The organism is Cetobacterium somerae ATCC BAA-474 (assembly GCF_000479045.1).
Taxonomy (GTDB): Bacteria; Fusobacteriota; Fusobacteriia; order Fusobacteriales; family Fusobacteriaceae; genus Cetobacterium_A; species Cetobacterium_A somerae.
The window spans coordinates 51427-76716 of record NZ_KI518090.1 but is presented as its reverse complement, the minus strand read 5'-3'; the positions used below and the strand labels follow the sequence as shown (position 1 = coordinate 76716).

Here is a 25290-nt window from a genome sequence, read left to right as displayed (position 1 = left end):
ATTATTAGGAGGAAACAATGTATTCGCAAGGAGAAACTTTTTATCACAACATCGATGACGAGGAGTTTGAACTAACAGTTTTAGAAAATCTAATTATAAGAGATAAAGAATATCTTATAACTGAGGATTTCGATGGGACTAATTATATATTTTTATATGATGAGGATGAGGACGATTTAATTTTTGTTGATGATGCTGCAGAAATAAATACTGTTTTAGATTTCTGGAAGGAAGAGTATTTAGGTGCAGACAACATAGGAGATTGGGATGATGATGAATATTACGACCGTGAAGACTCTTATGACCAAGATGATTATTATGATATGGGATATGACGATGACGAAAAGGATTATTATTAATGGCTAAGATTATTATTAACAGTACTGATTCTTTTGGAGAAAACATTTCTCAAAAAATGATTGCAAAAAAAGTGATTGAAAACGATGTCACTATTTTTACTTATGATAATAAATATGGTAAAGGCGAGATAAGAATATCCCCTTACTCTACTGAAATACTGAAGTTTGGAGAGATTCAAAGTAAACTTTTAATTAAACCAGAAGTTAAAACAAATTTTATTTATAAAACTTCTTACTTCAATAAAAATTTTACAGTTTTATGTAAAAAATATGTTTATTCTGAAAATAAGTTGACAATTGCCTATGTTATATATGATAATAATATAGAGATAAACCAATTAGAGATTGAAATAATTGAAGTACAATAAACACTAAAATAGAGCAATCTCTTTGCTCTATTTTTTATTAAAGGAGGGGTAAATGAAAAAAATACTTTTAATTTCTGCAACAGCTTTAATTTTTTTTAGTTGTACTAATCTTCAAACACAACTTCCTACTCAAAGCAAAGTTGTTGTTCCTAGTGTAAAAAATCCAGTTTTACAGCAAGATAACTTTTTTCTTAATGAATCTGGTGTAGCTTATTTATATGATCTTATACAAAGAGATTCATCAACAAATGCTATTCGTGAATATCTTCCATCTCAAATGATGGCACCTATGGAGGTTTATGCAGGAGAAACTTTAATTGTTAACAACATTAATGCTGACAGAGTTAAGATAATTTCTTCTCCTATAAAAAATGATTTTACATTTAATATTAGTGGAAATAGTTTGAATTTTAATAGTCTTTATCAAGGTGAATATATTGCTGAGATTTATAAAGGATTCACATATGTTGGTACTGTTAAGATAAAAAATAAATTGAAATATAATTTTACTGAGAAAGATAATTATGATATAATTTTAAACAGCTACAATAATAAAAATTTAGATCTATTGGTAAAAAGTGCCCAGTTATATCTAATTGCTTTTCCAACAAACAGCAAACAAAAAGATGTAGCCTTCATGGTACTTAATTTAGGTTCTGCAAATGGAAATCAACTTTTAATTAATAAAGAGATTCGATATTTAAAAGAAAACTTCTCTCTTAATGAAGACGAGAAAATAAAACTTCTAGCTTTTGAAGAAAAGTCTAGCGATGGAAGTTTTATTATTAATAACTATTATTTAGATTACAACAGAAGTAATTTAAAATTAAACACTGAAATAATGAGAGCTATTCAACGTAAAAATAATGCTACTGCAGATGAATTACAATTCTTAGAAAATTTTTACGGTGACTCACAAAGTACAGAACTAGCCTTATTAATTGGAAATTTATACATGCAAAAAGGAGACAGTGATAAAGGAAATTACTATTTAAGCTTAGCTGGTTCATCTTCTAACTTGAATTCTAATTTTTCAAACTTAACTACTCCAACATCAGAGAACTCTATTTTATCTTCTAATAACATAGGTGAAGATGAAGTTGTTACATCTGTATCACCTTCTGATTCTTCTAAAAATATTACAAATGGAATAGATGCTCTTAATCGTAAAAGTTATAGTGAAGCTTTAATATTCTTTAACAAAGCTGAAAGCAGTTCAACAAATATCTCTGAAGTTAGCTTCTATCGTGGTAAGACATACTTTTCAATGAATAATTTTGATAAAGCCTTATCTGATTTTGATAAAGTTACTACTCCAGGTGAAAATACATCTGAGTTATATTATTACTTAGGAGTTATCTATCATAAAAAAGGAGATATTGAAAAAGCAAAAGATTACTTAAGAAAATCTAGAGAAAATAATCCAAGTAGTACTTGGGGTAGAAAAAGTAGCATATATTTATTGAAACTATAAATTTAAAAAGGGAGAAAAACTATGGAAAAATACTTTGACAGAGTTGGAAAAGAACGTCTTGTTATGGAGCAATGGGAAAAAATAAAAGAGATTGAAGCTCTTGGAGTTTACCCGTTCGGAAAAAAATATGATAAAGTTCATATGATTGGAGATCTTTTAAAATCATCTCCTGAAACAGAGACAACTTTTAAAACAGCAGGAAGAATTATGGGATTCAGAGAGCAAGGTAAAGCCGTATTTGCTCACATTGAAGACCAAACTGGAAAAATCCAAGTTTATATTAGACAAGATCAAATTGGAGAAGAGGCTTTTGAAATAGTTAAGAAATTAGGTGTTGGAGACATTATTGGTGTTGAAGGTACTTTATTTATGACTCAAAAAGGTGAGTTAACTTTAAGAGTTTCTCAAGTTGAGTTACTATCAAAAAATGTTAGAGCACTTCCTGAAAAGTTCCACGGTCTTACAGACGTTGAAACTAGATATAGAAAAAGATATTTAGACCTTATCATGAACAGAGATGTTAAAGAAACTTTCATGAAAAGAGTTAGAATTATAAATGGTATCAGAGAGTTTTTAAATAAAAAAGGGTTCTTAGAAGTTGAAACTCCTATGATGCATCCAATTGTTGGAGGAGCTGCTGCAAGACCATTTATCACTCATCATAACGCTTTAGATATGGAATTATATTTAAGAATAGCTCCTGAACTTTATTTAAAAAGATTAATAATTGGTGGATTTGATAAAGTTTATGAAATTAATAGAAACTTCAGAAATGAAGGTATTTCTACTAGACATAATCCAGAATTTACAATGATGGAATTATACCAAGCTTATGCTGACTATAATGATATGATGGATTTAACTGAAAGTTTATTCCAATACCTTGCAACAGAGGTTTTAGGAGCAACTAAAATAGAGTATAATGGAAAAGAGATTGACCTTGGAAAGTTCTATAGAATTCATATGGTTGATATGATAAAAGATATTACTGGTGCTGATTTCTGGCAAAATTTAACAGTTGAAGAAGCTAAAGCTTTAGCTAAACAACACCACGTTGAAATTGCTGATCACATGACAAGTGTTGGACATATCATCAACGAGTTCTTTGAGCAAAAATGTGAAGAGCATATAGTTCAACCTACATTTATCTATGGTCACCCAGTTGAGATCTCTCCTCTAGCAAAAAGAAATGCACAAGATTCTAGATTTACAGATAGATTCGAGTTATTTATTGATGCAAGAGAATATGCAAATGCATTCTCTGAGTTAAATGACCCTGCTGATCAAAGAGGAAGATTTGAAGCTCAAGTTGAAGAGGCTTTACTAGGAAACGATGAAGCTACTGCAGTTATCGATGATGATTACATCGAGGCTTTAGAGTATGCTTTACCTCCAACAGGTGGATTAGGAATTGGTATCGATAGAGCTATAATGCTATTAACTGGTTCTCCATCAATTAGAGACGTTGTACTTTTCCCACAAATGAAAAGAAGAGACTAGTTTTATATTTAGAGGTGTTCCTGTGGAACACCTCTTTAATCTTTTATACAATCGTACTGGAGGTTTTATTTTGTTATATGAATTTCTTATTATTTTAAGTATTAACTACTTGGGAGTTATCCTAGAAAAGATTTTTCATCTTCCTACTCCTGGAACAGTTAATGGTTTAATTCTTTTATTTATTTTTCTTTCTTTAAAGATAGTAAAATTAAATAGTATTAAAAATGTTGGTGAATTTTTTATTGCAAATATGATCATAACTTTTATTCCACCTAGTGTTAAACTTTTAGATGTTATTGATATTTTAAAAACTGACTTTTTTAAATTAATTTTTTTACTTATATTAACAACTTTAATTACAATGGTTGTTACTGCTTTATGTGTAGACTTCATGATGAGGGGGAAAAAATAAATGAAAGAACTTTTATTTGATAATGCTTTTTTTGGAATTTTTATTAGTTTAATTGCTTTTAAAATTGGAAAAGATATTTTTAATAAATTTAAATGGCCTATTTTAAATCCAATTTTTGTAGCTCTTATCCTTATTTTTATATTTATGGAAGTTTTTAATATTCCCACATCTTATTATAGTAAAGGAGGAGATATATTAGGCTTTTTTATAGCTCCTGCTACAGTATGTTTAGCTATTCCTTTATATAAAGAGCTGGGAACACTAAAAAAGCACTATAAAGTTATTTTGATTGGAGCTCTTATTGGATCTATTACCGCCATTTTGTCTGTTGTTCTTTTAGGAAAATTACTAGGTATTCAAGATATCATTCTCTTATCATTTGTTCCTAAGTCTATTACAACTCCAATTGGAATAGAAGTTAGTAAACTTCTTGGCGGAATACCTGCTATTACAGTTTTTGCTATAATGGTTACTGGAATAGCTGGAAATATTTTTGCACCATTTATGTTAAAGCTTTTTAGAATTGAAAATGCTGTTGCTAAAGGTCTTGGAATTGGGATTTCAAGTCATGCTGTAGGAACAAGCAAAGCTATTGAAATGGGAGAGGTTGAAGGAGCAATGAGTGCTCTATCTATAGTTATCGCCGGTATAATTACAATTTTTATTGCACCGCTACTTTTAAATCTTCTAAAATAATATTTTATGGAAATATAAAAAACCCTCCTGGGGGGGAGGGTTTTTTCATAACACGGGGGAGTGTTAAAAAATAAAAAAGATTAAAATAGATTTTTGGGGGGTATATAGATCTATTCAATCAAATTCGGTCTCGCTATTAGTATATAATAAGTACGGTTTTCTGTCAAGTTTTTTTTTAGTACATTCTTTTTTTATACTTTGTTCTAATTTGAATATAAAAATTTTGAATTTTGTTATAAAAATGAAAGGAGTGGATTATATTCCACTCCTTTTATTTTATACTAATCCTTTTTTTATCATAGCAAGAGCATATTGATGCGCATCTACTGTTGCACTAGCATAAGCAAATTTTGTTTCTCCTTCGAAAAATCCGTTTAACAAAACTTGTTGCTGCTCATCTATATTCATTGTTAACCTTTCTAGTGTTAACGTTCCCTCTTTATACTCTTCTAATAATGCATTATAAACTGCATCAAAAGTACTATCGTAAATTTCATTTTGTATTTCTTCAAAAAACATATTTTTACACCCCTTTTTGGTATAGTTTCTTTACTTCTCAATATTAACATTTTTTATTAATTTTGTCAACAATTATCCAATATAAGCTATTTCAAAATTTTGGTGAACACCTAAGAACTTTGATTTTAGTTCTTTATAGTTTTCTTTTAAATATATCATTTGCTTAAATAGGCCTTGAGAACCATTTTTTATTGTTAATTTATTTTTTAAATCTTTTCCATATTCATTCCATAAATTAGTAAAAAGTACAAATAAAAACACTAAAGTCGTTGCTTGAATTCCAGCAAAATCTAAGACAACTTCCTCCTCTTTTTTTAAAATCTCTTTTAATTTATCACAAAAGCTTTTAGCTTTATCCGGATTTACTAGCATTGAACTATTGAAGTATCTTTTTAATTTTATTTTCATAAAGTTATTTTCTCCTAATTTAATTTGTTTGATCAAAATGATCTATATTTAAAGTATAGTCTCTTTTACCTACTAATTTTCCACTTTTACTATAATAATTCCAAATTCCAATTGCTTGGCCATTATAAAACTTACCTATTATATGTGGATTTCCATTTTCATGAAATAATTTAAATAGTCCATGATCTTTTCCTTTTAAATAATATGTTTGAAATGTTTTATGCCCATCTTCACTATACAAGACATATTTTCCATTTAACTCTCCATTTTTCCAATTTTCTATGGATTTTATATTTCCGTTAGTATAAAAAGATAACCACTTCCCTTCTGGAACTCCATTTTTATAAAACTCTCTATCTTTTTGAAAAGTCACCATTCCAGTAAGAGGACTTCCAGTTTTTTTGACGAAAATTTTTCCATTTTTGTTTAAAATTTTAGAATAATCTACTTGTGAATAGTTTCCAAAAGCTAACTGAGACATTAAATAAAAAACTACTGATATTTTTTTTAACATAATTATTCCCCCTGCTATCTCTTTTCTATATCTATTATCTTTACAGATTTTTCCATCTTATTTTTTACAACAAATTTATCATAAAAAAATATTCCTATAAAAGCTATCACTAACCCACTAAAACTTGCCCCAATACATTCTCCCTCTGATAATCCCATATTAGAAGCTATAAAATAAGTTAAAAACATAAATATCAGCGGTATTATATAAACTATTATTGCAGCTTTAAAAACTTGATTATCTTCCATTTCAAAAGTTATAATATCACCTATTTTAATATTATCTACATTAGATATAAATGTAAAATCATTTGCTATTTTAGCACTATCACTACATTTACTACAATGCGAGCAAGCACTCTCTTTATACATTGAAACTGTTACTTTACTTCCTACTATTTTTTTTACTAACCCACTACTTTTCATTCTTTGCTCCTCATTCAAATAGTTATAATGAATTATAACATATTTTTTTCTAGAAATTAAAGTAAATTTAAATAAAAAAAAGTATAGGAAAATCCTATACTTAGTTAATTTTAATTTTATATTATAATTTATCGTGTAATGTACCACCAACAGCACACTTACAACCCATTCCTACTTCTACACATTTGCTTGGATCAATATAAACTACATCCCAACCGTCATCTTCATCGTCACCATATCCAACTTCACCTATGAACATTAGCTCAAGACCTTTTGCTTTTAATTCCTCTTCACTTTGTCCTATTTTTTTTAAAAATTCTTCTTTAGTTAACATATGCGTCACTCCTAGTTTGTTATATTATCTGTCTCAATAATACACTATTTTTGTGTAGATGTCAACTTTCAATTTGTTTTTTTTAAAACTATTTTTTAAGTTTTAATTTTTAGTAAAAAATGTTATAATATTTTTTGGTAATACAAATATAGAAATGAGGTAAATAATGAAAGTTTTAGTTGTAGGTGACGTTGTTGGAAATCCAGGTAGAAAAACTCTAAAGGCATACCTTGATAAGTATAAAAGTAATTACGATTTTATTATCGTTAATGGTGAAAATGCTGCCGCTGGATTTGGAATAACTGCAAAACTTTGTGATGAGATTTTAGATTGGGGAGTAAATGTTATAACAAGTGGAAATCACATTTGGGATAAAAAAGAAATTTATGACTATTTAGATAGATCTAACAGAGTTCTACGTCCACATAATTATCCTAATGGTGTTCCTGGAACTGGATATACAATTTTAAAAGATAAAAAAGGAAATAAAATAGCTGTGGTTTCTCTTCAAGGAAGAGTTTTCATGCCACCAATTGATTGTCCATTTACAGTGGCAAATCCATTAATAGAAGAGATTAGAAAAGAATGTAAACATATTATTATAGATTTTCATGCTGAAGCAACATCAGAAAAATTAGCTTTAGCAAACTATTTAGATGGAAAAGTTTCTGTTGTTTACGGAACACATACACATGTACAAACTGCTGATAATAAAATCCTTCTTGAAGGCACTGGTTATATAAGTGATGTTGGAATGACAGGATCAGACAATGGAATAATTGGAATGAATAAAGAATCTATTATTCCTAAATTTTTAACTGCTTTGCCTCAAAAGTTTGAGATAGCAGAAGGAAAAGAAAGAATAAATGGTTTAGATATCGAATTAGATGATGAAACTGGTGAATGTATAAAAATAGAAAGAATCAACCTTTCTCTTATTGAGTTAGGAATATTTAATTAGGAAGGTTTTTATGAAAGTTGTTGAAATAAAAGTTATATTTGATAGTGATAGTATTGAGGATACTCAAAAAGAGATTTGTGATATATTTTATGGATTTGGAGCTACTGGTTTAAAAATTGATGAACCTTTAAAAACGAAAAATCCTTTAGATTTTTATAAAGATGAAAAGCAATTTTTAATGGTAGATTATGCTGTTTCAGCATATTTTCCAATGAATCCATATTCTCAAAGAAGAAACGATTTAATAAAAGCTGCTTTTGAGGAAAAATTTAATGATAGAGATGATGTTGTTTTTACAATTGATTTTTATGAATATGATGAGGAAGACTATCAAAACAGTTGGAAAAAATATCTATATCCTGAAAAAGTTAGTGAAAAGTTTGTTGTTAAACCAACTTGGAGAGAATATGAACCTGAGGAAAATGAATTAGTTATTGAATTAGACCCTGGAAGAGCTTTTGGTACTGGATCGCATCCAACAACATCTCTTTGTTTAAAAATTATGGAAGAAAATATAAAGCCTGGAAATTCTGTTATCGATGTAGGAACTGGATCTGGAATATTGATGATTGCAGCTGAAAAGTTAGGAGCTACTGATATTTATGGTACTGATATCGATGAGCTAGCTGTTGAAGCTACTAAGGAAAATCTTGAGTTAAATAAAATTTCTTCTGATACTGCTGAAGTTTATTTAGGAGATTTAATCTCAGTTGTTAAAGATAAGCAATTTGATGTTGTAGTAGCAAATATTCTAGCTGATGTTATTCTTTTACTTTTAAAAGATATTTTTAAAGTTGTTAAAAAAGATGGATTAATTATCTTTTCAGGTATTATAGAAGACAAGCTTCCTGAAATAGTTAAACAGGTTGAGGAGAAAGGACTTGAAATACTAGAAATAAAAAGAGATAAAGAGTGGAGAGCTCTTCTTATTAAAGCTTAGGAGGATTAAATGAAAAACTATATTATTGCTTTAGATGGTCCAGCTGGAAGCGGAAAAAGTACTATTGCTAAAGTTATAGCTAAAAATTTTGGCCTAACATATCTTGATACAGGAGCTATGTATAGAATGGTAGCTCTTTATATCCTTGAAAATAATATTGATTTCAATAATGTAGCTGATGTAGAAAATATTTTAAATAATATTAAAGTTGATATTATAGATGATAAATTTATATTAAATGGTAAGGATGTTTCTTTAGAAATTAGAACACCTGAAGTTACTAAAATTGTTTCTCCAGTATCTGCTATCAAAGCTGTTAGAGTTAAATTAGTAGATTTACAAAGAGAGATTAGTAAAGGAAAAAAAGTTATTTTAGATGGAAGAGATATTGGAACAGTTGTTTTTCCAAATGCTGATTTAAAAATATTTTTAGTTGCTTCTCCTGAAGAAAGAGCTAAAAGAAGAGTTAAAGATTACGCATCAAAAGGGATTACAGAAGATTTTGAAACTGTTTTAAAAGATATTTTAGAAAGAGACCATACTGATTCTACAAGAAAAGAAAGTCCTTTAAAGAAAGCCGAAGATGCTATCGAAGTTGATACTAGTTTTCTTAACATTGAAGAAAGTGTTCAAACAATATCTAACTTAATTAAAGAGAAAATCGGAGGGTAAACTATGTTTTACAATCTACTGAGAGGATTTTTATATCCTTTCCTCTTTATTTTTTTGCTTTTTAAACCTAAAAAATTGAAATTTGTTTTTCAAAGACTTTTTCAAGATTTGTCAACTCTAGAAAAAAAAGCAAAATATATATGGATTCATTGCTCATCTGTGGGAGAAATCAATCTTATAGACGCATTGGTAAAAAAACTAAAAAATGATTTCAACGAAAATATTTTACTTACAGTTTTTACTGATACGGGTTATGAAATAGCTATGAATAAATACTCAAAAGATGATAGAATATCTATATTAAGATTTCCATTAGATGATATTTTTATACTAAAAAAAATATTCAATTATATTCAAGTTTCTAAAATAATTTTAATAGAAACTGAAATTTGGCCTAACTTTATAAACTTAGGTTCAAAGTATTCAAAAATATTTATTGTTAATGGCAGAATTTCAAATAAAAGTTTTCCTAGATACAAAAAAATTTCTTGGATTATAAAACCTCTTTTTTCTAAAATATCTGGATTTTTTATGCAATCTCAAGAAGATAAAAATCGAATAATTCTTTTAGGTGCTGATAAAAACAAAGTATTTGTAACTGGTAATCTAAAATTTGATATTTCTTTTGAAACATTTTCTTCTGAAGATATGTCAAATTTAAAAAGATTTATAAAAAGTGATACACGAAAAATCTTTGTTGCTGGTAGCACTAGACAAGGAGAAGATTCTATTCTTATAGATGTTTTTAAAGAACTTAAAAATACACTTCTTATTATTGTCCCACGACATTTAGAAAGAGTTCCTGAAATTGAAACTTTAGTAAAAAATTCAAATTTAACATATAAAAAATTAACTAATTTAGAATTAAATCCATCTTCAGAAGAGTTTCAAATACTTATTGTTGATAAAATGGGTGTTCTCAGAAAATTCTATTCTATTGCTGATATTGTATTTGTTGGTGGAACACTAGTTAATGTTGGTGGTCATAGTTTACTAGAGCCACTATTTTATGGAAAATCTCCAATTTTTGGCCCATATTTACAAAATGTTAAAGATATATCTAAAGATATTTTAAATCTTAATATTGGATATAAAATTAACAATAAAGAGGAGTTTTTAAATACTATTAATCTCTTAGAAACAAAACCTGTTTCTGAGGATAAAATAAAAGCATTTTTCAAAAGCAATCAAAATGCTGCTGAAAAAACGATTAAATTTATGGAGGAAGAATGAAAGAAAGATTAGAAGACACTCTATGGAAACACTTCTTCACAAATCCTAGAACTAATTATAATCCATACATGGTTAAATTAGTAGAATACCCTAATCACATTATCTATGATAGTGAAATTATGGACTCTTATAGAGGAAATTGGAACCAAAAAGCTTTTGGAAACAATAATCCTGTATATCTTGAAATAGGATCTGGAAGTGGGAACTTTGCAGTTGGAATGGCTGCTAAATATCCAGAGAGAAATCACTTAGCTCTTGAAATAAGATTTAAAAGATTAGTTTTATCTGCTACTAAAGCCGTTAAAAGAAATCTTAATAATGTTGTTTTCTTAAGAAGACGTGGTGAAGATATTACAAAATTTATAGGAAATGAAGAGATTGAAGGACTTTACATTAATTTCCCTGACCCTTGGGAGGGAAATGAAAAAAATAGAATACTTCAACCTAAACTTTTCGAACTTCTTGATGTTATAATGAAAGTTGATGGAACTTTATTTTTTAAAACAGACCATGATCAATATTATTCAGATGTTCTTGAATTTGCTAAAGATTTAAAAAACTATGAAGTAGTTTATCATACACCTGATTTACATAACAGCCCTAAAGCTGCTGATAATATCAGAACAGAGTTTGAAGATTTATTTATATGTAAACATAACAAAAATATCAACTATATTGAAATAAAAAAAATCAAATAACGAAATAATACATGGAGGTATTTAAATGGCAGGATATGTTGTAGTTGGAACTCAATGGGGAGACGAAGGAAAAGGAAAAATAATTGACGTTCTTGGAGATAGAGCTGATTACGTTGTTAGATTCCAAGGTGGAAATAATGCTGGACACACAGTTGTTGTTAATGGAGAGAAATTTATACTTCATTTATTACCATCTGGTATGTTACATGGACAAGGTAAATGTATCATCGGACCAGGAGTTGTTGTTGATCCTAAAGTTCTTTTAAAAGAACTTGATACATTAGAAGCTAAAGGAGCTAAAGTTGATCACCTATTTATAAGTGATAGAGCTCATCTTATTATGCCTTACCACATTCAATTAGATATCTTAAAAGAAGAGAGAAGTGGAGATAACAAAATTGGAACTACAAAAAGAGGAATTGGACCTTGTTACTCTGATAAATTTTCAAGAGTTGGAATTAGAGCTGTTGAATTATTAGATATGGAGCTATTTGCTAAGAAATTACAAATGAATTTAGAAGAGAAAAATGAACTTTTCACTAAAATCTATGATGCTCCTACTATGAAGTTTGAAGATATTTTTGAAGAGTACAGAGGATATGCTGAAAGATTAAAGCATAGAATTATTGATGCTACTCCTGAAATTAACAAAGCTTTAGATGATGACAAATTCGTTTTATTTGAAGGAGCTCAAGCTATGATGCTAGATATTAACTATGGAACATACCCATACGTTACTTCATCATCTCCTACAAGTGGAGGAGTTACTACTGGTGTTGGAGTTTCTCCTAGAAAAATCGATAGAATAATTGGAGTTATGAAAGCTTATACAACTAGAGTTGGAGAAGGACCTTTCGTTACTGAGTTAAATAATGATTTAGGAGAAAAAATCAGACAAATTGGTGGAGAGTTTGGAGCTACAACTGGAAGACCAAGAAGATGTGGATGGTTAGATCTTGTTGTTGGTAAGTATGCTGTTGATATAAACGGATTAACTGACGTTGTAATAACAAAAATCGACGTTTTAAGTGGATTAGACACTTTAAAAATTTGTACTGGATACGAAATCGATGGAAAAGTTTATACAACTGTACCTGCTGCTACAGAAAAATTAGCTTATGCTAAACCAATTTATGAAGAGTTACCTGGATGGACAGAGGATATCTCTAATATGAAAGATTACAATGAGTTACCTGAGAACTGTAAAAAATACCTTGCTAGAGTTGAAGAGTATTTAGGATGTCAAATAACTGTTGTTTCTGTTGGTCCTGATAGAAGTCAAAACATATTCTTAAAAGATATATAAGAAATCAATCCCCTAGTTTACTAGGGGATTAATTTTAGGAGGAGCTAAATGTTAGAAAAAATTCTTATCATAAATACTGGGGGCACTATTGGTATGGTCAACAGCGAGGAAAATAATCCTAATAGTCCTTTAAGACCTGCTAAAAATTGGTTTGAAGTAGCTAAAAATCATCCTATTTTAGAAAGATTTCCTGCTGACTACTGTCAAATTTCAACTTTAATTGATTCTTCAGATATGAATCCTGAAATTTGGATTGATATTGTTAAAATTATAGAAAAAAATTATTATGACTACAGAGGATTTGTAATTTTACATGGAACTGATACTATGGCTTTTACAGCTTCAGCTCTATCTTTTATGCTTAAAAATCTTGATAAACCTGTGGTTTTAACTGGGTCTCAAGTTCCTTTAGTTACACCAAGAAGTGATGCACTTCAAAATTTAATTACATCTATTCAAATTGCAGGTAATAGAATATACGGTGTTAAAAGTATACCTGAAGTTACAATCTGTTTTAGAGATGAGTTATTGAGAGGAAATCGAGCTAGAAAAATTGATGCTACAAATTATTTTGGGTTTGCTTCACCAAATTATAGAGCTTTGGGAGAGATTGGATGTGAAATTAAAATTCATGATAAAAAGGTTTTAGATATGCCTAAAAATGAGTTTTATACAGATTCTTCTATCAACAGTAATATACTTATTGTTGAGATTTTCCCTGGAATGAATCCTCAATATATAAAAACACTTGTAGAATCTCATTCTGAAATAAAGGGAGTTATTTTAAAAACTTATGGAAATGGTAATGCTCCAACTACTGATAATTTTGTTTCAGCTTTAAAATCTATTATTGATTCAGGAGTTGTTGTTGTTAATATTACTCAATGTGCAACTGGTGCTGTCAAAATGGGATTATATGAAGCTAGTAGCGCATTAAAAAGTATTGGAGTAATCAGCGGTGGAGATATGACTCCAGAAGCAGCCATAACCAAGTTAATGTATTTATTAGGAAAAAATCTTCCTATTGAAGAAATTAAAGTTTTTATGGAATCTGATTTATGTGGTGAAATAACTGTTTGAAGGAGTGCTATGAACAAAAATCTTTGGAAAAATAATAAAAATAGTAAACTTTATGAAGTTTTAAATTATAATATATTAAATTGTACTAATGAACAAGATGGACAAATTATGTATCTATACAGAGTTTTTTCTGAAGAAGTTCTAGATTCAGAAGGAAATGAAAAACTTTTTGTTAGATCTGAAGATGAGTTTAAAACTAAGTTTACAAAATATAGTTTATAATTTAAATAGAGAAAAAGCTGACTTAAAAAAGTCAGCTTTTTTTTATTTATCAAATTTTATTGGTTTTATCCAATCACTATTTTTTCCCATAGCATAGTTTTTTTCAAATTCAGCTTTAAATTCATTAAATCTCTTCTCTTTTATAGCAGTTCTTGAATCTTTCATTAATTTTAATAAGAAATATAAATTATGGTATGTTGCTAATCTTCCACCTAATATTTCTTGAGCTTTAAATAAGTGTCTTATATAACCTCTTGTATAATTCCTACATACATAGCAATCACATCCCTCATCTAAAGGTCTAGTGTCTTCAGAATATGAAGCATTTTTTACAACAAGTCTTCCATATTTTGTAAATATTGTTCCGTGTCTTCCAATTCTACTTGGTTGTACACAATCCATCATATCTATTCCTGATGCTACAGCTTCTAGCATATCTAAAGGTTCTCCTACTCCCATTAAATATCTTGGTTTATCTTCAGGTAACTTCTCAACTATATAATCTAATACTCTATACATATCCTCTCTAGGTTCACCAACAGCTAAACCTCCAACAGCATATCCAGAGAAGTATTCATCCATTTCACTTAATTCAGATAAACTTTTATCTCTTAAATCTTCATAAATTCCACCTTGAACTATTGCAAATAAACCTTGCTCATCTGGTCTTTTGTGTGCTTCTACACATCTTTTTGCCCATCTTGTAGTTCTTTCAATAGATGGAATAAGGTACTCTTTTGATGACATTCCTGGTGGGCACTCATCAAATAACATAACTATATCTGATCCTAAATTATTTTGAATATTTATTGATTTTTCTGGAGAAATAAAGTGTTTAGAACCATCTAAATGTGATCTAAAATAAACTCCTTCTTCCTTAATATTTCTTAAATCACCTAAACTAAATACTTGGAATCCACCACTATCTGTTAAAATAGGTTTTTTCCAATTCATAAATTTATGTAATCCACCAAATTTAGCAACTAACTCATCACCTGGTCTTAAATACAAGTGATACGTGTTTCCTAAAATTATTTCAGCTCCCATTTCCTCTAACTCTTCTGGAGTCATTCCTTTTACTGTGGCTTGAGTTCCAACAGGCATAAACACAGGCGTTTCAATCTCTCCATGAGGAGTTGTTATTTTTCCTGTTCTCGCTTTTCCATCTTTATCGTATAATTCATACGTTACTGGTAACTTTTTACTCATTTCTTTCTCCTATCTTTCTACTGACATTACATCTTTTATTTTTAATAGATGACTAACTAATTGTTTATACTCATCTTTATTATTTAACTCAACAGTCACTTTTATAATTGCAATTGTATCTAATCCCTTTTTTATATTATGAGAGTTTAAAGATAATACATTTATTTTATGGTTTGAAATCATTGTTACAACATCCATAAGTATATTTTGTCTATCTATAGCTTTTATTGTAAAAGCAAAAGTATATCTATTTTTTTTCGAAGGTGCTTCTAAAAGTCTCTCATCCCAATTAACATCTATAACTCTTGCAGGATCATGGTTAACCATTGAAATATAATTTGGACAATCTTTTCTATGAATTGCAATTCCTGTTAATTTTGTTACATATCCACCTATATCATCTCCAGGAAGAGGTGTACAACATCTTGCAAATCTTATTAGAGTATTTTCTGTCCCATCAATTATAATTCCTTGATCATCCTTTTTTGCTGATTTTTTCTTTATAGGCTCTTTAATAAAATCTTCTAGATTACTTTCTATATACGCTTTACTTTTTTCTTGCTCTATCTTTAATTTAGCAACAACTACATCTACTTTACTTTTTGTCTCTCCCATATGGAAATAGAAATCACTCATTGTTGGTATATTATGTTTCTCTAAATGCTTTTTTAGAATTGGGCTATCTTCAAACTCTTTTAAAGTCATTCCTAATTTTCCAACTTCTTTTTCGATAAGCTCTTTTCCAACTTTAATATTTTCATCAAGTTTTTGGTCTTTTAACCATTTTTTTATTTTACTTTTTGCACTTTGTGTAGCTACAATATCTAACCAATCATTTCCAGGTCCTCTACCAGTTTTAGATGTAATAACTTCTACTCGATCACCATTATTTAATTTGTAATCCAATGGAACTATTTTTCCATTAACTTTTGCACCTACACACTTTATCCCAATCTCTGTATGAATATTAAAAGCAAAATCTATTGGTGTAGCACCTTGAGCTAACTCAATAACATCTCCTTTTGGAGAAAATACAAATACCGTCTCTTTTACTATATCTCCAGTTACTTCTTTAATAAATTCTTCAGTATTTTCTGCACCTTGATTTAACTCTACAATATTTCTAAGCCATCCATAAACTTGATCTTTTTTACTTATTTTTTTATTTTCTTTATAACTCCAGTGAGCTGCAACTCCCTCTTCAGCTACTCTATCCATATCTTCAGTTCTAATTTGAATCTCAACAAATTTTCCCAAAGGTCCTACAATTGTTGTATGAATTGATTGATAGTTATTTGATTTAGGAACCGCTATATAATCCTTAAATCTTCCAGGAACAGGTCTGTAATTACTATGTATAACTCCTAAAGTATTGTAACATTCTGCTTCTGTATTTAAAATAATTCTAATACCTATTAAATCATAAATTCCATCAAAATCTTTGCCTTTTTCAAACATTTTTTTATAAATACTATAAAAATGTTTAAATCTTCCTTTAACTTTTGCATATATTTGTACTTCATTTAACAAACGAGTTATATTATTTACCATCTCTTCTAAATATTTTTTTCTCTCGTCTTTTTTTTCATCAATTAATGCTTTTATATCTTTATATTTTTCTGGTTCTAAATAATGTAAAGACATATCCTCTAATTCCCACTTTATCTTTGCTATACCTAATCTATGAGCTAAAGGGGCATATATAGAAAGAGTTTCTTGAGCAATTCTTTTTTGTTTTTCTGGTGGCATAAACTTTAAAGTCCTCATATTATGAAGTCTATCTGCCAATTTTATAATAATAACTCTAACATCTTTTGCCATTGCTATTATCATTTTTCTAATATTTTCATCCTGTTTTTTAGTTCCATTAGGTAAATGGTCTAATTTTGTAACTCCATCTACAAGATGGGCAACTTCGTCTCCAAAGTTATACTTTATATCTGCTATAGTTATCAGTGTATCTTCAACTATATCATGAAGTATTCCTGCTATTATTCCCTCTGTATCCATCTTCATATCTATTAATATTTTGGTTACTTCTACAGGATGTATTATATAGCTGTCACCAGATTTTCTGTATTGTCCTATATGGCATTCTTCTGCAAAAAAGAAAGCCATTCTGATCTTTTCTTTGTCCACTTTTAAATTGTGCTTATCTATTTCACTTTCTATTTCTTGCCAATATTTCATAATACACCTCTTTTTTAATAATCCTATACAAATAAGGCGACACTAGTTTGTGCCGCCTTAAAAGTTATTAATACTTCATTAAAGTTAATACTGGATAACCTTCTAATTTCTCTTTACCTTTTAAGTCTTCTAGTTCAATTAAAAATGCTAATCCTGCTACTACTCCACCTAATTCTTCTATTAATTTTACAGTAGCTTCTATAGTTCCTCCAGTTGCTAATAAATCATCAACTATTAATACTCTTTGTCCAGGTTTTACAGAATCTTTATGCATACATAAAACATTTGAACCGTATTCTAAATCATATGCATACTCGATTACCTCTCTTGGTAATTTTCCTGGTTTTCTAACTGGAGCAAATCCAACTCCTAAAGCATAAGATACTGGACATCCAAATATAAATCCTCTTGCTTCTGGTCCTACAACTAAATCTATATTGTGTTCCTTTGCAAACTCTACAACCTTATCTGTTGCATATTTATATGCTTCACCATTTCCCATTAGCGGAGTTATATCTCTAAATTTTATTCCTGGTTTTGGATAATCCTCTACTAATGCTACATATTTTTTTAAATCCATTTAATTCCTCCTAAATATTACTCTTTTAAAAATTTATCATAAATTATCTATACTAATTGAAAATTAAATTTAAAGCTTCTTTTTCCTTTACTTTATCTCCATTTTTATAGTATATGTTTATTAATTTTTCTACTACTTCTTTATCAATATCATTATAAGTTAAATAATTCTTTAAAACTCTTTCTGAATAATCATCTTTATCTAAAGATAAACTATAAAAATTTGATAATTTTATTGTATTAACTTTATTATATTTAATTTTATTTTCGATTTTTAAATATGAATCTTTCTTTAAACTATCTACTCTTTTTAAATTATTTAAATATGAATCAAAAAACAAACTATTATTAAATATTTCATCATCCTCTACATATTCATAATACTTTAAAGAATTTAAATAGTTCCCATTCAAAAACTCTATATATCCTAAAATAAAATAATCTTGATCATTCATAAAATCTTTAGACACACTTTTTAAATACTTAGAACTTTTACCATAATCTCTTTTTTCAAAATTTAAATAACCTAAATTCTTCAAAGTTAAATTATCTTTAGGATTAAGTGCCAAAGCTCTATTTAAATCTTTTTCTGCTTGAACTATATTCCCAAGTTGCCCTTCAATTATTGCTTTTTCTCTTAGTGCTACACTATTTTTACTATTAATCTTTAGTATTTCCTCATATATTTCTAACGCTTCACTTTTTTTACCTAAAGAATACAAGTTAGCTCCCTTAAGTAATAGATACTTTTCATTTTTTGTTTCAAGATTTTTCGTTGTCTTTACTACCTCACTATTGCTACAACCAATTAGTACAAAAACTAAAAAAAGATATTTCCACATTTAGTTCTCCTTTTTATTATTTGGTGGTAATATTACTCCTCCTGAAATTATAAGCTTTATTGCGTCATCTACTTTTAAATCTAAAACTCTTACTTCTGATTTTTTTAAAACTATGAACATCCCTGAAGTAGGATTTGGTGATGTCGGTAAAAATACATTACACATCTCCTCACCAGTTACCTCTTCTACAAAATGATTACTATCTGAAGTCATAAATCCGATACTATAAATCCCATGTCTAGGATATTCAAACATCACAACTTTTTGGTATGATTTTTGTCTATCTGATGCAAATAGAGATATTATTTGAGTTATTGTACTATATATCTGACTAAATAATGGTATTTTTACTAAAAGATTGTTTAAAAAAGCTCCAATTTTTTTAAATAAAAATACTCTCATAGCTGTTCCTATAGCTATTAATAATAATATCAAAGTTACAAAAGATAAAACATTTATAAGTATTTGAGTATATAAATGAAGATCTTGTTCTTTTCCTAATCCAGTTTGTAAAACAATCTTTCTTATTGCTACTGTTAAAACAGAATCTTGCAATAAGTTTAAGAAAATTTGAAATATCCAGTTAAAAATATATACTGTAATAACTATAGGTAATATAGCAATTAGCCCACTATAAAAACTGGCTTTTACTCTTTTCATCTTTTATTCTCCTCTTTGTATCTCTACCTTAGACACTCTCATCTTCTCAACCTCAACTACTACCAACTTAACATCTTGAAAGTCTACAATATCTCCTATTGCAGGAATTTTTCCAAGCTCTGACATTATTAATCCGCCTAAACTTTCGTAATCCTCTGATATTGGTAAATCAATATTTAAACTTTTATTTATTGTTTCTATATCAAGCATTGCATCAACTTCATATCTATTATCATCAATCTCTTTAATGCTTTCTTCCTCTTCATTATCAAACTCATCACGAATTTCTCCAACAATCTCTTCTAATAAGTCTTCTATTGTTAAAACTCCACCAATACCACCATACTCATCTAATACAAGTGCAATATGAACTTTTTTACTTTTAAATTCTTGTAAAATTTCTATAATTGACTTTGTTTCAGGAACATAGTAAGCCTCTCTTACTAACTCTTTAACTTGAGTATCTGTGCTATGTGCTTTTAAGTAATTTAAAACATCTTTAGTATATAAAACACCTATAATATTATCAATAGTCTCTTCATATACAGGTATTCTTGAGAATCCAGCTTCTATCATCTCTTCCCAAATATCATCTAAAGTTTTATTTCCTTCAACTGCAAACATTGATGTTCTAGGTGTCATAATTTCTTTTGCATTAGTTTCACCTAATCCTACAATTGAGTGAATCATTTCTTTTTCCTCTTCTTCTATAATACCCTCAGCTTCACCTACATTTACAAAAGATATTAAATCCTCTTCTGTAAACATTATATTTTCAGTTTTTACTTCAACTCCTAAAATTCTACCAATTAATATAGATGTCCACATCAATATTTTTACAATTGGTTTCATTAATAATCCAAAATAATACATAGGACCAATTACTAATTTTGAGAAACCTTTAGAATTATTTTTGGCCATTATTTTCGGTGTTATTTCTCCAAATATAAGAATTAAAACTGTCATAATCCCTGTTACGATAGCCAAACTTCTAGGAGAATTCCCCATTATATTAATTGCTAAAGCAGTTGCAATAGATGATCCTAAAATATTTACTATATTATTTCCTAAAAGCATACCTGTTAAAATCTCATTTGGACTTTTTAACCACTTTTTCAATAAATGTGCTGTTTTCTTATTCGACTTCTCAATATCTTCTAAATCTGTTGTTTTAAAAGATGTTAATGCTGTTTCTGAGGCTGAAAAAAAACCAGATAGTAAAATTAATACAACTAATATAATAATATCACGATACGTGTCCAACTTTATAATACACCTTCCTTATTTTTTAAATTGAATGCTTATATATTCTACCATAATTCTCCATAAAAAACAATATACTGTGCTTTTTAAACCAGCACTTTAATAAAGAATAAAAAGGAAAGCTGTTAGCTTTCCTTATTTTACTAAAAATAATATGTCACCTTTTTTTACTACTTTTCCATTCTCTGCTCTCAAAGCTACAACAGTTCCTGCTACTGATGATTTTACTTCGTTCATCATTTTCATAGCCTCAACTATACATACTGTATCTCCTACCTCTACTTTATCTCCAATTTTTACAAAGTCTTCTGAGTCAGGTGAAGGTGCTGAGTAATATGTTCCAACCATTGGAGAAACAATCTCTTTTCCTTCTACAACTACTTCTTCTGAAGATTCTATTTCTTCAATTTCTATCTCTTTATTAGTTAAAGTCGGTTGTTCTACGTACTTAATATTTGAAGTTACTACCTCTTGTCTTAGTTCTTCCTTTTTCATAGTAAGCTTTGTTCCATTAACTTCTATACTAATTTCAGAAAGATTATGCTCCTCTATACTTTTAGCTAATTTTTTTACGCTTTCTAAATCTAACTTCATTGTTCCTCCTTAATTACTTCCTATTACTCTTAATTCCTTTACAGAATCTAAAGAACTGATTTTTTCTAACATCTCTTCAATTTTTCTAAGTAAATTTTCTGTTGTTTGTATAGAAATTGTTACTCTACTCACACCATCTATTGCTATATTTTGAACAATTGTTAAGATGTTCATCTGCTCTCCTGCAATAATATCTAAAACCCTTGCTAAAATTCCAGGTCTATCCATTAAAGATAAATGTATACTAAATACTTTTTCTTTTCCACCTTCGAAAAATGGTTTTATATAGTCTTTATATTTATAATATGTACTTCTACTTATTCCAACTCTCTTTATAGCTTCATACTTTGAAATTCTTTCAGCTTGAACAATCTCATTTACCTTTATAACACTTTGAATCGAATTTGGTAGTATTCTCTTATCAACAATATAAAATTCTTTTTTATCCATTCTAAACTCTCCCCTATATTTTTTTTCCAATTTTAAACGCCTTTAACGTATTATTAAGTAACATTGCTATAGTCATGGGTCCTACTCCCCCTGGAACAGGTGTTATATATGATACTTTTTCTTTTACAGATTCAAAGTCCACATCTCCACAAATCTTATTATTTTCATCTCTGTTTATTCCAACATCTATTATAATAGCACCTGTCTTAATCATATCACCTTTTAAGAAATTAGCTTTTCCTATAGCTACTATTACAACATCTGCATTTTTTGTTTTTTCTGCAAGATTTTTTGTTTTACTATTACAAACTGTTACTGTTGCTCCTTCATTTATTAAAAGTGCTGTCATAGGTTTTCCAACAATGTTACTTCTTCCTATAACAACGATATCTTTTCCCTCTAAAGCTATCTCATACTCTTCAAATAATCTTAATATACCTGCAGGAGTACATGAAATTAGTGCTGTTTCATCTCCTAAAACTACTTTTCCTAAATTTTCTGGTTTAAATCCATCCACATCTTTATTTATATCTATTGCTTCTATTACCTTTGGTGTATCTATATGATCAGGTAATGGTAATTGAACTAATATTCCATCAACTGTTTCATCACTGTTTAATTCTTCTATTTTTCTTAAAAGCTCTTCTTCAGTTACATCTGCTGGCATAATAAAATTTTTTGATTCTATTCCAACTTCTGCACATTGTTTTATCTTAGAATTAACATAAATTTTAGATGCTAAGTTATCTCCCGCCTGTATTACTGCCAATCCTGGAACTGTTCCTTTAACTTCTTTTATCTCTATTATCTCTTTTTTTATTAAATCTCTAACCTTTTGAGATACATATTTACCATCTAAAATTTTCATTACTATTCCGCCTTTTCCTTCCAGTAATTTAATTCTTGAAGCTTTCTATTTAAATCTATGTGTTCTATTACAACATCTTTTGGTACTTTTATTTCTAAGGAAGTCATGTTCAATATAGCTTTTATTCCTGATTGAGTTACTATATCTGTTACTTGCTGAGCTATAGATTTATTTTCTGTTATAATTGCCATATCTATTTTTTTCTCAGATGCAATTTTTGGTATATCACTTACACTACTTATCTTTATTCCCTTATACTCTTTACCAATTCTGCTTTTTGTAATATCAAAAATTCCCACAATATTAAATCTTGGTTTTTCTATGTCACCTTCTAGCAAAATAGCATTCCCTAACTTTCCAGCTCCAACAATAATTACATTGTTTTGTTTATTTATTCCCAATATATCTTCAATCATTTCGTAAAGACACTTTACGTTATACCCTTTACCCCTTATTCCTATACAAGAATCTAAATCCATTATAAAGTTTGAAAAGTCTTTTCTAATTTGAGCAGCCGTTACTCCAAGTAAAACACCCATCTCTTCTGATGATATATAATCATCTGGCGAAAATTTCTCCAAACATTTTAAATACATTGTTAACCTCTGTATAGTTTTTTTTGAAATTTTTTCTCTCTTTTCTGAAGTTTTCATTATTTAACCTCTCCCCCCATTATTTTTATTTTAAAATCTCACCTATTTTAAATAAGTTTCCATTTATACTATCTTTTCCTGATATATTTTTTTTATTTTCAGGTTTAATCTCAGTTAAAATTATGCTTCCTTCATTTACTTTTACAACAAATCCTTTTCCTTTAATCAAATCTACTATCTCACCATTTTCCCCTTCTTCATAAATTTTATCAAGTTTTTCAACTGCATAAACTTTTAAAATCTTATCATTGTGGTGTGTATAAGCTGTTGGAAATGGATTCATTCCTCTTACAAAATTAAAAATTTCCTCTTTATTTTTATTCCAATTAATTAAGCAATCAGTTTTTTTATATGGCTTTACAAATGTTGCTAACTCATGGTTTTGTTTCTCTCTTTTTGCTGTTCCATTTTCTATTTGATCTACAGCTTCATTTAATTTTTCTGCTCCAATTTCTTTCAATCTATCATGAAGTGTTAAAAAAGTATCCTCTTCATAAATTGGAGTAGTTCCTTTTAAAATAATATCCCCTGCATCTAATTCCTCAGCAATATCCATAATAGTAACACCTGTTTCTTCTTCACCAGCTATTATTGCTGCGTTAATTGGTGCTGCACCTCTAAACTTTGGAAGTAAAGATGAGTGTACATTTATTATTCCAAGCTTTGGAAAATCAATAATATTATTTGGTATTATTTTTCCATATGCTACAACAACAATTAAATCTGGATTTAATTCTTTTACTAACTCAAATGTTTCTTCTGTTCTTAATGAATCAGGTTGATAAACTGGTATATTATTCTCAATTCCATACTCTTTAACTGGTGTATACTTTATTTTTTTACCTCTAGTATTAGGTTTATCTACCTTTGTAAATATTCCTACTATATCATGCTTTTTTCTTAATATATCTAATGATGGAACTGCAAACTCTGGCGTTCCCATAAATAAAATTCTCATTTTGCCTCCTATTTCTTTAAATTACTTAAGTATTGAAGAGCCATTTTATACCCTTCAGAACCGAATCCAGTAATTTTACCTATGCATATATCCGATATTACAGATTTATGTCTAAACTCCTCTCTAGAGTATACATTTGATAAGTGAACCTCTATTGTTTTTAGATTAGTTGACAAAATTGCATCTCTTATTCCTATCCCATAATGTGTTAATGCCCCTGGATTTATTATTAGATAATCAACATTTTCATAACTTTCTTGTATCTTATCAATTATATATCCTTCATGATTGGATTGAAAAAATTCTACCTCCATCCCATGATTCATACCAAATTTTTTAATTTTATTATTTATTAACTCTAAAGTTTCATCTCCATATATTTTAGGCTCTCTCTTTCCTAAAAAATTTAAATTTGGTCCATTTATTATTAAAACTTTCATATCTTTTTATCCTTTTTTATATCTTCTACGACATCTATAAAAGATTTTATATCATCGAACTCTTTATATACAGATGCAAATCTAACATATGCTACTTCATCTAATACCTTTAATTTTTCTAGTACAAGCTCCCCTAGTTCCTGTGTTGTTATCTCATTTTTTAAAGTGTTTTGTATTACTTTTTCCACATCAGCAATAAATTTTTCTAAATCATCTCTACTTATGTTTCTTTTATTAGTTGCTCTTTCTAATCCCCTTAAAAGTTTATCTTTATTAAATTTTTCTCTACTTTTATTTTTTTTTACAACATAGATTGGATTTTCTTCTATTCGTTCATAGGTAGTAAATCTCTTTTCACAACTATTACATACTCTTCTTCTTTTTATAGAATTATTTTCAGAAAACGCTCTACTATCTATTACTTTTGTGTCTTCACTATTACAAAATGGACATCTCATACTCT

32 protein-coding genes are annotated in these 25290 nt (G+C 28.5%); 14 read left to right on the top strand and 18 right to left on the bottom strand.

Features of this window, described 5'->3' with window-relative positions:
- The first annotated feature begins 17 nt into the window (after window positions 1-17).
- The 6 genes from HMPREF0202_RS02935 (at window position 18) to HMPREF0202_RS02910 (ending at window position 4809) form a co-directional block, all read left to right on the top strand.
- Window positions 18-359 (top strand): hypothetical protein, encoded by a 342-nt coding sequence (locus HMPREF0202_RS02935; RefSeq protein WP_023051893.1) that lies wholly within the window; start codon window positions 18-20, stop codon window positions 357-359.
- Window positions 359-727 carry a DUF1934 family protein gene (locus HMPREF0202_RS02930; protein ID WP_023051892.1) on the top strand — a complete coding sequence of 123 codons (369 nt, stop codon included), beginning with the start codon at window positions 359-361 and terminating at the stop codon, window positions 725-727. Before HMPREF0202_RS02935 ends, HMPREF0202_RS02930 begins: the two co-directional genes overlap by 1 nt.
- Before the next feature lie 52 nt (window positions 728-779).
- Window positions 780-2201, top strand: a complete 1422-nt coding sequence (locus HMPREF0202_RS02925) for a tetratricopeptide repeat protein (RefSeq protein ID WP_023051891.1) — start codon at window positions 780-782, stop codon at window positions 2199-2201.
- Between the two features lie 21 nt (window positions 2202-2222).
- Complete coding sequence (gene lysS, locus HMPREF0202_RS02920) at window positions 2223-3701, top strand: lysine--tRNA ligase (protein WP_023051890.1); 1479 nt, start codon at window positions 2223-2225, stop codon at window positions 3699-3701.
- Window positions 3702-3771: 70 nt separating this feature from the next.
- Complete coding sequence (locus tag HMPREF0202_RS02915; protein WP_040406176.1) at window positions 3772-4113, top strand: CidA/LrgA family protein; 342 nt, start codon at window positions 3772-3774, stop codon at window positions 4111-4113.
- Window positions 4114-4809, top strand: a complete 696-nt coding sequence (locus tag HMPREF0202_RS02910) for an LrgB family protein (protein ID WP_023051888.1) — start codon at window positions 4114-4116, stop codon at window positions 4807-4809.
- A gap of 276 nt (window positions 4810-5085) precedes the next feature.
- On the opposite strand, the gene HMPREF0202_RS02905 is transcribed toward HMPREF0202_RS02910, so the two are convergent.
- The 5 genes from HMPREF0202_RS02905 to HMPREF0202_RS02885 all read right to left on the bottom strand — a co-directional run bounded on the left by HMPREF0202_RS02905 (window position 5086) and on the right by HMPREF0202_RS02885 (window position 7009).
- The gene (locus tag HMPREF0202_RS02905) at window positions 5086-5328 is read right to left on the bottom strand and encodes a hypothetical protein (RefSeq protein WP_023051887.1); all 243 of its coding nucleotides are present in this window, start codon (window positions 5326-5328) and stop codon (window positions 5086-5088) included.
- Between the two features lie 72 nt (window positions 5329-5400).
- Entirely contained in the window at window positions 5401-5736 is a 336-nt protein-coding gene (locus HMPREF0202_RS02900) for an STAS-like domain-containing protein (protein ID WP_051364117.1), read from the bottom strand.
- 19 nt (window positions 5737-5755) lie between these two features.
- Window positions 5756-6250: a toxin-antitoxin system YwqK family antitoxin gene (locus HMPREF0202_RS02895; RefSeq protein WP_023051885.1), complete on the bottom strand. Its 495-nt coding sequence runs from the start codon at window positions 6248-6250 to the stop codon at window positions 5756-5758.
- 14 nt (window positions 6251-6264) lie between these two features.
- A complete protein-coding gene (locus HMPREF0202_RS02890) occupies window positions 6265-6675 on the bottom strand; it encodes a SoxR reducing system RseC family protein (protein ID WP_023051884.1) in 411 nt (136 codons plus the stop codon).
- 121 nt (window positions 6676-6796) lie between these two features.
- Complete coding sequence (locus tag HMPREF0202_RS02885; RefSeq protein ID WP_023051883.1) at window positions 6797-7009, bottom strand: hypothetical protein; 213 nt, start codon at window positions 7007-7009, stop codon at window positions 6797-6799.
- Between the two features lie 166 nt (window positions 7010-7175).
- On the opposite strand from HMPREF0202_RS02885, the gene HMPREF0202_RS02880 reads away from it, so the two are divergent.
- From HMPREF0202_RS02880 to HMPREF0202_RS02845, 8 genes are all read left to right on the top strand, one after another.
- Window positions 7176-7970 carry a TIGR00282 family metallophosphoesterase gene (locus tag HMPREF0202_RS02880; RefSeq protein WP_023051882.1) on the top strand — a complete coding sequence of 265 codons (795 nt, stop codon included), beginning with the start codon at window positions 7176-7178 and terminating at the stop codon, window positions 7968-7970.
- A gap of 10 nt (window positions 7971-7980) precedes the next feature.
- The gene (prmA, locus tag HMPREF0202_RS02875) at window positions 7981-8910 is read left to right on the top strand and encodes a 50S ribosomal protein L11 methyltransferase (RefSeq protein WP_023051881.1); all 930 of its coding nucleotides are present in this window, start codon (window positions 7981-7983) and stop codon (window positions 8908-8910) included.
- A gap of 9 nt (window positions 8911-8919) precedes the next feature.
- Window positions 8920-9582, top strand: coding sequence for a (d)CMP kinase (gene cmk, locus HMPREF0202_RS02870; protein WP_023051880.1), 663 nt, complete (start codon window positions 8920-8922; stop codon window positions 9580-9582).
- A 159-nt stretch (window positions 9583-9741) separates the two neighbouring features.
- Window positions 9742-10815, top strand: coding sequence for a 3-deoxy-D-manno-octulosonic acid transferase (locus HMPREF0202_RS02865; RefSeq protein WP_245576442.1), 1074 nt, complete (start codon window positions 9742-9744; stop codon window positions 10813-10815).
- Window positions 10812-11513, top strand: a complete 702-nt coding sequence (gene trmB, locus HMPREF0202_RS02860; RefSeq protein ID WP_023051878.1) for a tRNA (guanosine(46)-N7)-methyltransferase TrmB — start codon at window positions 10812-10814, stop codon at window positions 11511-11513. The genes HMPREF0202_RS02865 and trmB overlap by 4 nt, the downstream gene beginning before the upstream one ends.
- A gap of 25 nt (window positions 11514-11538) precedes the next feature.
- Window positions 11539-12819: an adenylosuccinate synthase gene (locus HMPREF0202_RS02855; RefSeq protein WP_023051877.1), complete on the top strand. Its 1281-nt coding sequence runs from the start codon at window positions 11539-11541 to the stop codon at window positions 12817-12819.
- Window positions 12820-12867: 48 nt separating this feature from the next.
- The gene (locus HMPREF0202_RS02850) at window positions 12868-13899 is read left to right on the top strand and encodes an asparaginase (RefSeq protein ID WP_023051876.1); all 1032 of its coding nucleotides are present in this window, start codon (window positions 12868-12870) and stop codon (window positions 13897-13899) included.
- 9 nt (window positions 13900-13908) lie between these two features.
- The gene (locus tag HMPREF0202_RS02845; RefSeq protein ID WP_023051875.1) at window positions 13909-14121 is read left to right on the top strand and encodes a hypothetical protein; all 213 of its coding nucleotides are present in this window, start codon (window positions 13909-13911) and stop codon (window positions 14119-14121) included.
- A 42-nt stretch (window positions 14122-14163) separates the two neighbouring features.
- Here HMPREF0202_RS02845 and tgt read toward each other — a convergent pair whose 3' ends face one another.
- From tgt to nrdR, 13 genes are all read right to left on the bottom strand, one after another.
- On the bottom strand, window positions 14164-15330 hold the full coding sequence (gene tgt / locus HMPREF0202_RS02840) for a tRNA guanosine(34) transglycosylase Tgt (protein ID WP_023051874.1): 1167 nt from the start codon (window positions 15328-15330) through the stop codon (window positions 14164-14166).
- Between the two features lie 9 nt (window positions 15331-15339).
- A complete protein-coding gene (locus tag HMPREF0202_RS02835; RefSeq protein ID WP_023051873.1) occupies window positions 15340-17520 on the bottom strand; it encodes a RelA/SpoT family protein in 2181 nt (726 codons plus the stop codon).
- 67 nt (window positions 17521-17587) lie between these two features.
- Window positions 17588-18100 (bottom strand): adenine phosphoribosyltransferase, encoded by a 513-nt coding sequence (locus tag HMPREF0202_RS02830; protein WP_023051872.1) that lies wholly within the window; start codon window positions 18098-18100, stop codon window positions 17588-17590.
- Window positions 18101-18152: 52 nt separating this feature from the next.
- Window positions 18153-18941, bottom strand: a complete 789-nt coding sequence (locus HMPREF0202_RS02825; RefSeq protein ID WP_023051871.1) for a tetratricopeptide repeat protein — start codon at window positions 18939-18941, stop codon at window positions 18153-18155.
- Complete coding sequence (locus HMPREF0202_RS02820; protein ID WP_023051870.1) at window positions 18942-19601, bottom strand: DUF502 domain-containing protein; 660 nt, start codon at window positions 19599-19601, stop codon at window positions 18942-18944.
- A gap of 3 nt (window positions 19602-19604) precedes the next feature.
- Window positions 19605-20864, bottom strand: a complete 1260-nt coding sequence (locus HMPREF0202_RS02815) for a hemolysin family protein (protein ID WP_023051869.1) — start codon at window positions 20862-20864, stop codon at window positions 19605-19607.
- A gap of 135 nt (window positions 20865-20999) precedes the next feature.
- A complete protein-coding gene (accB, locus tag HMPREF0202_RS02810) occupies window positions 21000-21458 on the bottom strand; it encodes an acetyl-CoA carboxylase biotin carboxyl carrier protein (RefSeq protein ID WP_023051868.1) in 459 nt (152 codons plus the stop codon).
- Between the two features lie 9 nt (window positions 21459-21467).
- On the bottom strand, window positions 21468-21908 hold the full coding sequence (locus HMPREF0202_RS02805; protein ID WP_040406188.1) for an ACT domain-containing protein: 441 nt from the start codon (window positions 21906-21908) through the stop codon (window positions 21468-21470).
- Window positions 21909-21921: 13 nt separating this feature from the next.
- Complete coding sequence (folD, locus tag HMPREF0202_RS02800; RefSeq protein WP_023051866.1) at window positions 21922-22776, bottom strand: bifunctional methylenetetrahydrofolate dehydrogenase/methenyltetrahydrofolate cyclohydrolase FolD; 855 nt, start codon at window positions 22774-22776, stop codon at window positions 21922-21924.
- A 2-nt stretch (window positions 22777-22778) separates the two neighbouring features.
- On the bottom strand, window positions 22779-23429 hold the full coding sequence (locus HMPREF0202_RS02795; RefSeq protein WP_023051865.1) for a redox-sensing transcriptional repressor Rex: 651 nt from the start codon (window positions 23427-23429) through the stop codon (window positions 22779-22781).
- A 25-nt stretch (window positions 23430-23454) separates the two neighbouring features.
- The gene (fmt, locus tag HMPREF0202_RS02790; protein WP_023051864.1) at window positions 23455-24387 is read right to left on the bottom strand and encodes a methionyl-tRNA formyltransferase; all 933 of its coding nucleotides are present in this window, start codon (window positions 24385-24387) and stop codon (window positions 23455-23457) included.
- 8 nt (window positions 24388-24395) lie between these two features.
- Window positions 24396-24827 carry a type II 3-dehydroquinate dehydratase gene (gene aroQ, locus HMPREF0202_RS02785; protein WP_023051863.1) on the bottom strand — a complete coding sequence of 144 codons (432 nt, stop codon included), beginning with the start codon at window positions 24825-24827 and terminating at the stop codon, window positions 24396-24398.
- Window positions 24824-25285, bottom strand: a complete 462-nt coding sequence (gene nrdR / locus HMPREF0202_RS02780) for a transcriptional regulator NrdR (protein ID WP_023051862.1) — start codon at window positions 25283-25285, stop codon at window positions 24824-24826. Before nrdR ends, aroQ begins: the two co-directional genes overlap by 4 nt.
- Window positions 25286-25290: the final 5 nt, after the last annotated feature.

Coding starts and splice junctions, on each gene's coding strand:
- HMPREF0202_RS02805 (WP_040406188.1), bottom strand. CDS start 21,908: ATGGATAAAAAAGAATTTTATATTGTTGATAAGAGAATACTACCAAAT.
- HMPREF0202_RS02925 (WP_023051891.1), top strand. CDS start 780: ATGAAAAAAATACTTTTAATTTCTGCAACAGCTTTAATTTTTTTTAGT.
- HMPREF0202_RS02890 (WP_023051884.1), bottom strand. CDS start 6,675: ATGAAAAGTAGTGGGTTAGTAAAAAAAATAGTAGGAAGTAAAGTAACA.
- HMPREF0202_RS02930 (WP_023051892.1), top strand. CDS start 359: ATGGCTAAGATTATTATTAACAGTACTGATTCTTTTGGAGAAAACATT.
- trmB (WP_023051878.1), top strand. CDS start 10,812: ATGAAAGAAAGATTAGAAGACACTCTATGGAAACACTTCTTCACAAAT.
- HMPREF0202_RS02895 (WP_023051885.1), bottom strand. CDS start 6,250: ATGTTAAAAAAAATATCAGTAGTTTTTTATTTAATGTCTCAGTTAGCT.
- HMPREF0202_RS02880 (WP_023051882.1), top strand. CDS start 7,176: ATGAAAGTTTTAGTTGTAGGTGACGTTGTTGGAAATCCAGGTAGAAAA.
- HMPREF0202_RS02825 (WP_023051871.1), bottom strand. CDS start 18,941: ATGTGGAAATATCTTTTTTTAGTTTTTGTACTAATTGGTTGTAGCAAT.
- prmA (WP_023051881.1), top strand. CDS start 7,981: ATGAAAGTTGTTGAAATAAAAGTTATATTTGATAGTGATAGTATTGAG.
- folD (WP_023051866.1), bottom strand. CDS start 22,776: ATGAAAATTTTAGATGGTAAATATGTATCTCAAAAGGTTAGAGATTTA.
- lysS (WP_023051890.1), top strand. CDS start 2,223: ATGGAAAAATACTTTGACAGAGTTGGAAAAGAACGTCTTGTTATGGAG.
- HMPREF0202_RS02885 (WP_023051883.1), bottom strand. CDS start 7,009: ATGTTAACTAAAGAAGAATTTTTAAAAAAAATAGGACAAAGTGAAGAG.
- tgt (WP_023051874.1), bottom strand. CDS start 15,330: ATGAGTAAAAAGTTACCAGTAACGTATGAATTATACGATAAAGATGGA.
- fmt (WP_023051864.1), bottom strand. CDS start 24,387: ATGAGAATTTTATTTATGGGAACGCCAGAGTTTGCAGTTCCATCATTA.
- HMPREF0202_RS02830 (WP_023051872.1), bottom strand. CDS start 18,100: ATGGATTTAAAAAAATATGTAGCATTAGTAGAGGATTATCCAAAACCA.
- HMPREF0202_RS02845 (WP_023051875.1), top strand. CDS start 13,909: ATGAACAAAAATCTTTGGAAAAATAATAAAAATAGTAAACTTTATGAA.
- HMPREF0202_RS02820 (WP_023051870.1), bottom strand. CDS start 19,601: ATGAAAAGAGTAAAAGCCAGTTTTTATAGTGGGCTAATTGCTATATTA.
- HMPREF0202_RS02835 (WP_023051873.1), bottom strand. CDS start 17,520: ATGAAATATTGGCAAGAAATAGAAAGTGAAATAGATAAGCACAATTTA.
- HMPREF0202_RS02795 (WP_023051865.1), bottom strand. CDS start 23,429: ATGAAAACTTCAGAAAAGAGAGAAAAAATTTCAAAAAAAACTATACAG.
- accB (WP_023051868.1), bottom strand. CDS start 21,458: ATGAAGTTAGATTTAGAAAGCGTAAAAAAATTAGCTAAAAGTATAGAG.
- cmk (WP_023051880.1), top strand. CDS start 8,920: ATGAAAAACTATATTATTGCTTTAGATGGTCCAGCTGGAAGCGGAAAA.
- aroQ (WP_023051863.1), bottom strand. CDS start 24,827: ATGAAAGTTTTAATAATAAATGGACCAAATTTAAATTTTTTAGGAAAG.
- HMPREF0202_RS02855 (WP_023051877.1), top strand. CDS start 11,539: ATGGCAGGATATGTTGTAGTTGGAACTCAATGGGGAGACGAAGGAAAA.
- HMPREF0202_RS02850 (WP_023051876.1), top strand. CDS start 12,868: ATGTTAGAAAAAATTCTTATCATAAATACTGGGGGCACTATTGGTATG.
- HMPREF0202_RS02900 (WP_051364117.1), bottom strand. CDS start 5,736: ATGAAAATAAAATTAAAAAGATACTTCAATAGTTCAATGCTAGTAAAT.
- HMPREF0202_RS02935 (WP_023051893.1), top strand. CDS start 18: ATGTATTCGCAAGGAGAAACTTTTTATCACAACATCGATGACGAGGAG.
- nrdR (WP_023051862.1), bottom strand. CDS start 25,285: ATGAGATGTCCATTTTGTAATAGTGAAGACACAAAAGTAATAGATAGT.
- HMPREF0202_RS02905 (WP_023051887.1), bottom strand. CDS start 5,328: ATGTTTTTTGAAGAAATACAAAATGAAATTTACGATAGTACTTTTGAT.
- HMPREF0202_RS02910 (WP_023051888.1), top strand. CDS start 4,114: ATGAAAGAACTTTTATTTGATAATGCTTTTTTTGGAATTTTTATTAGT.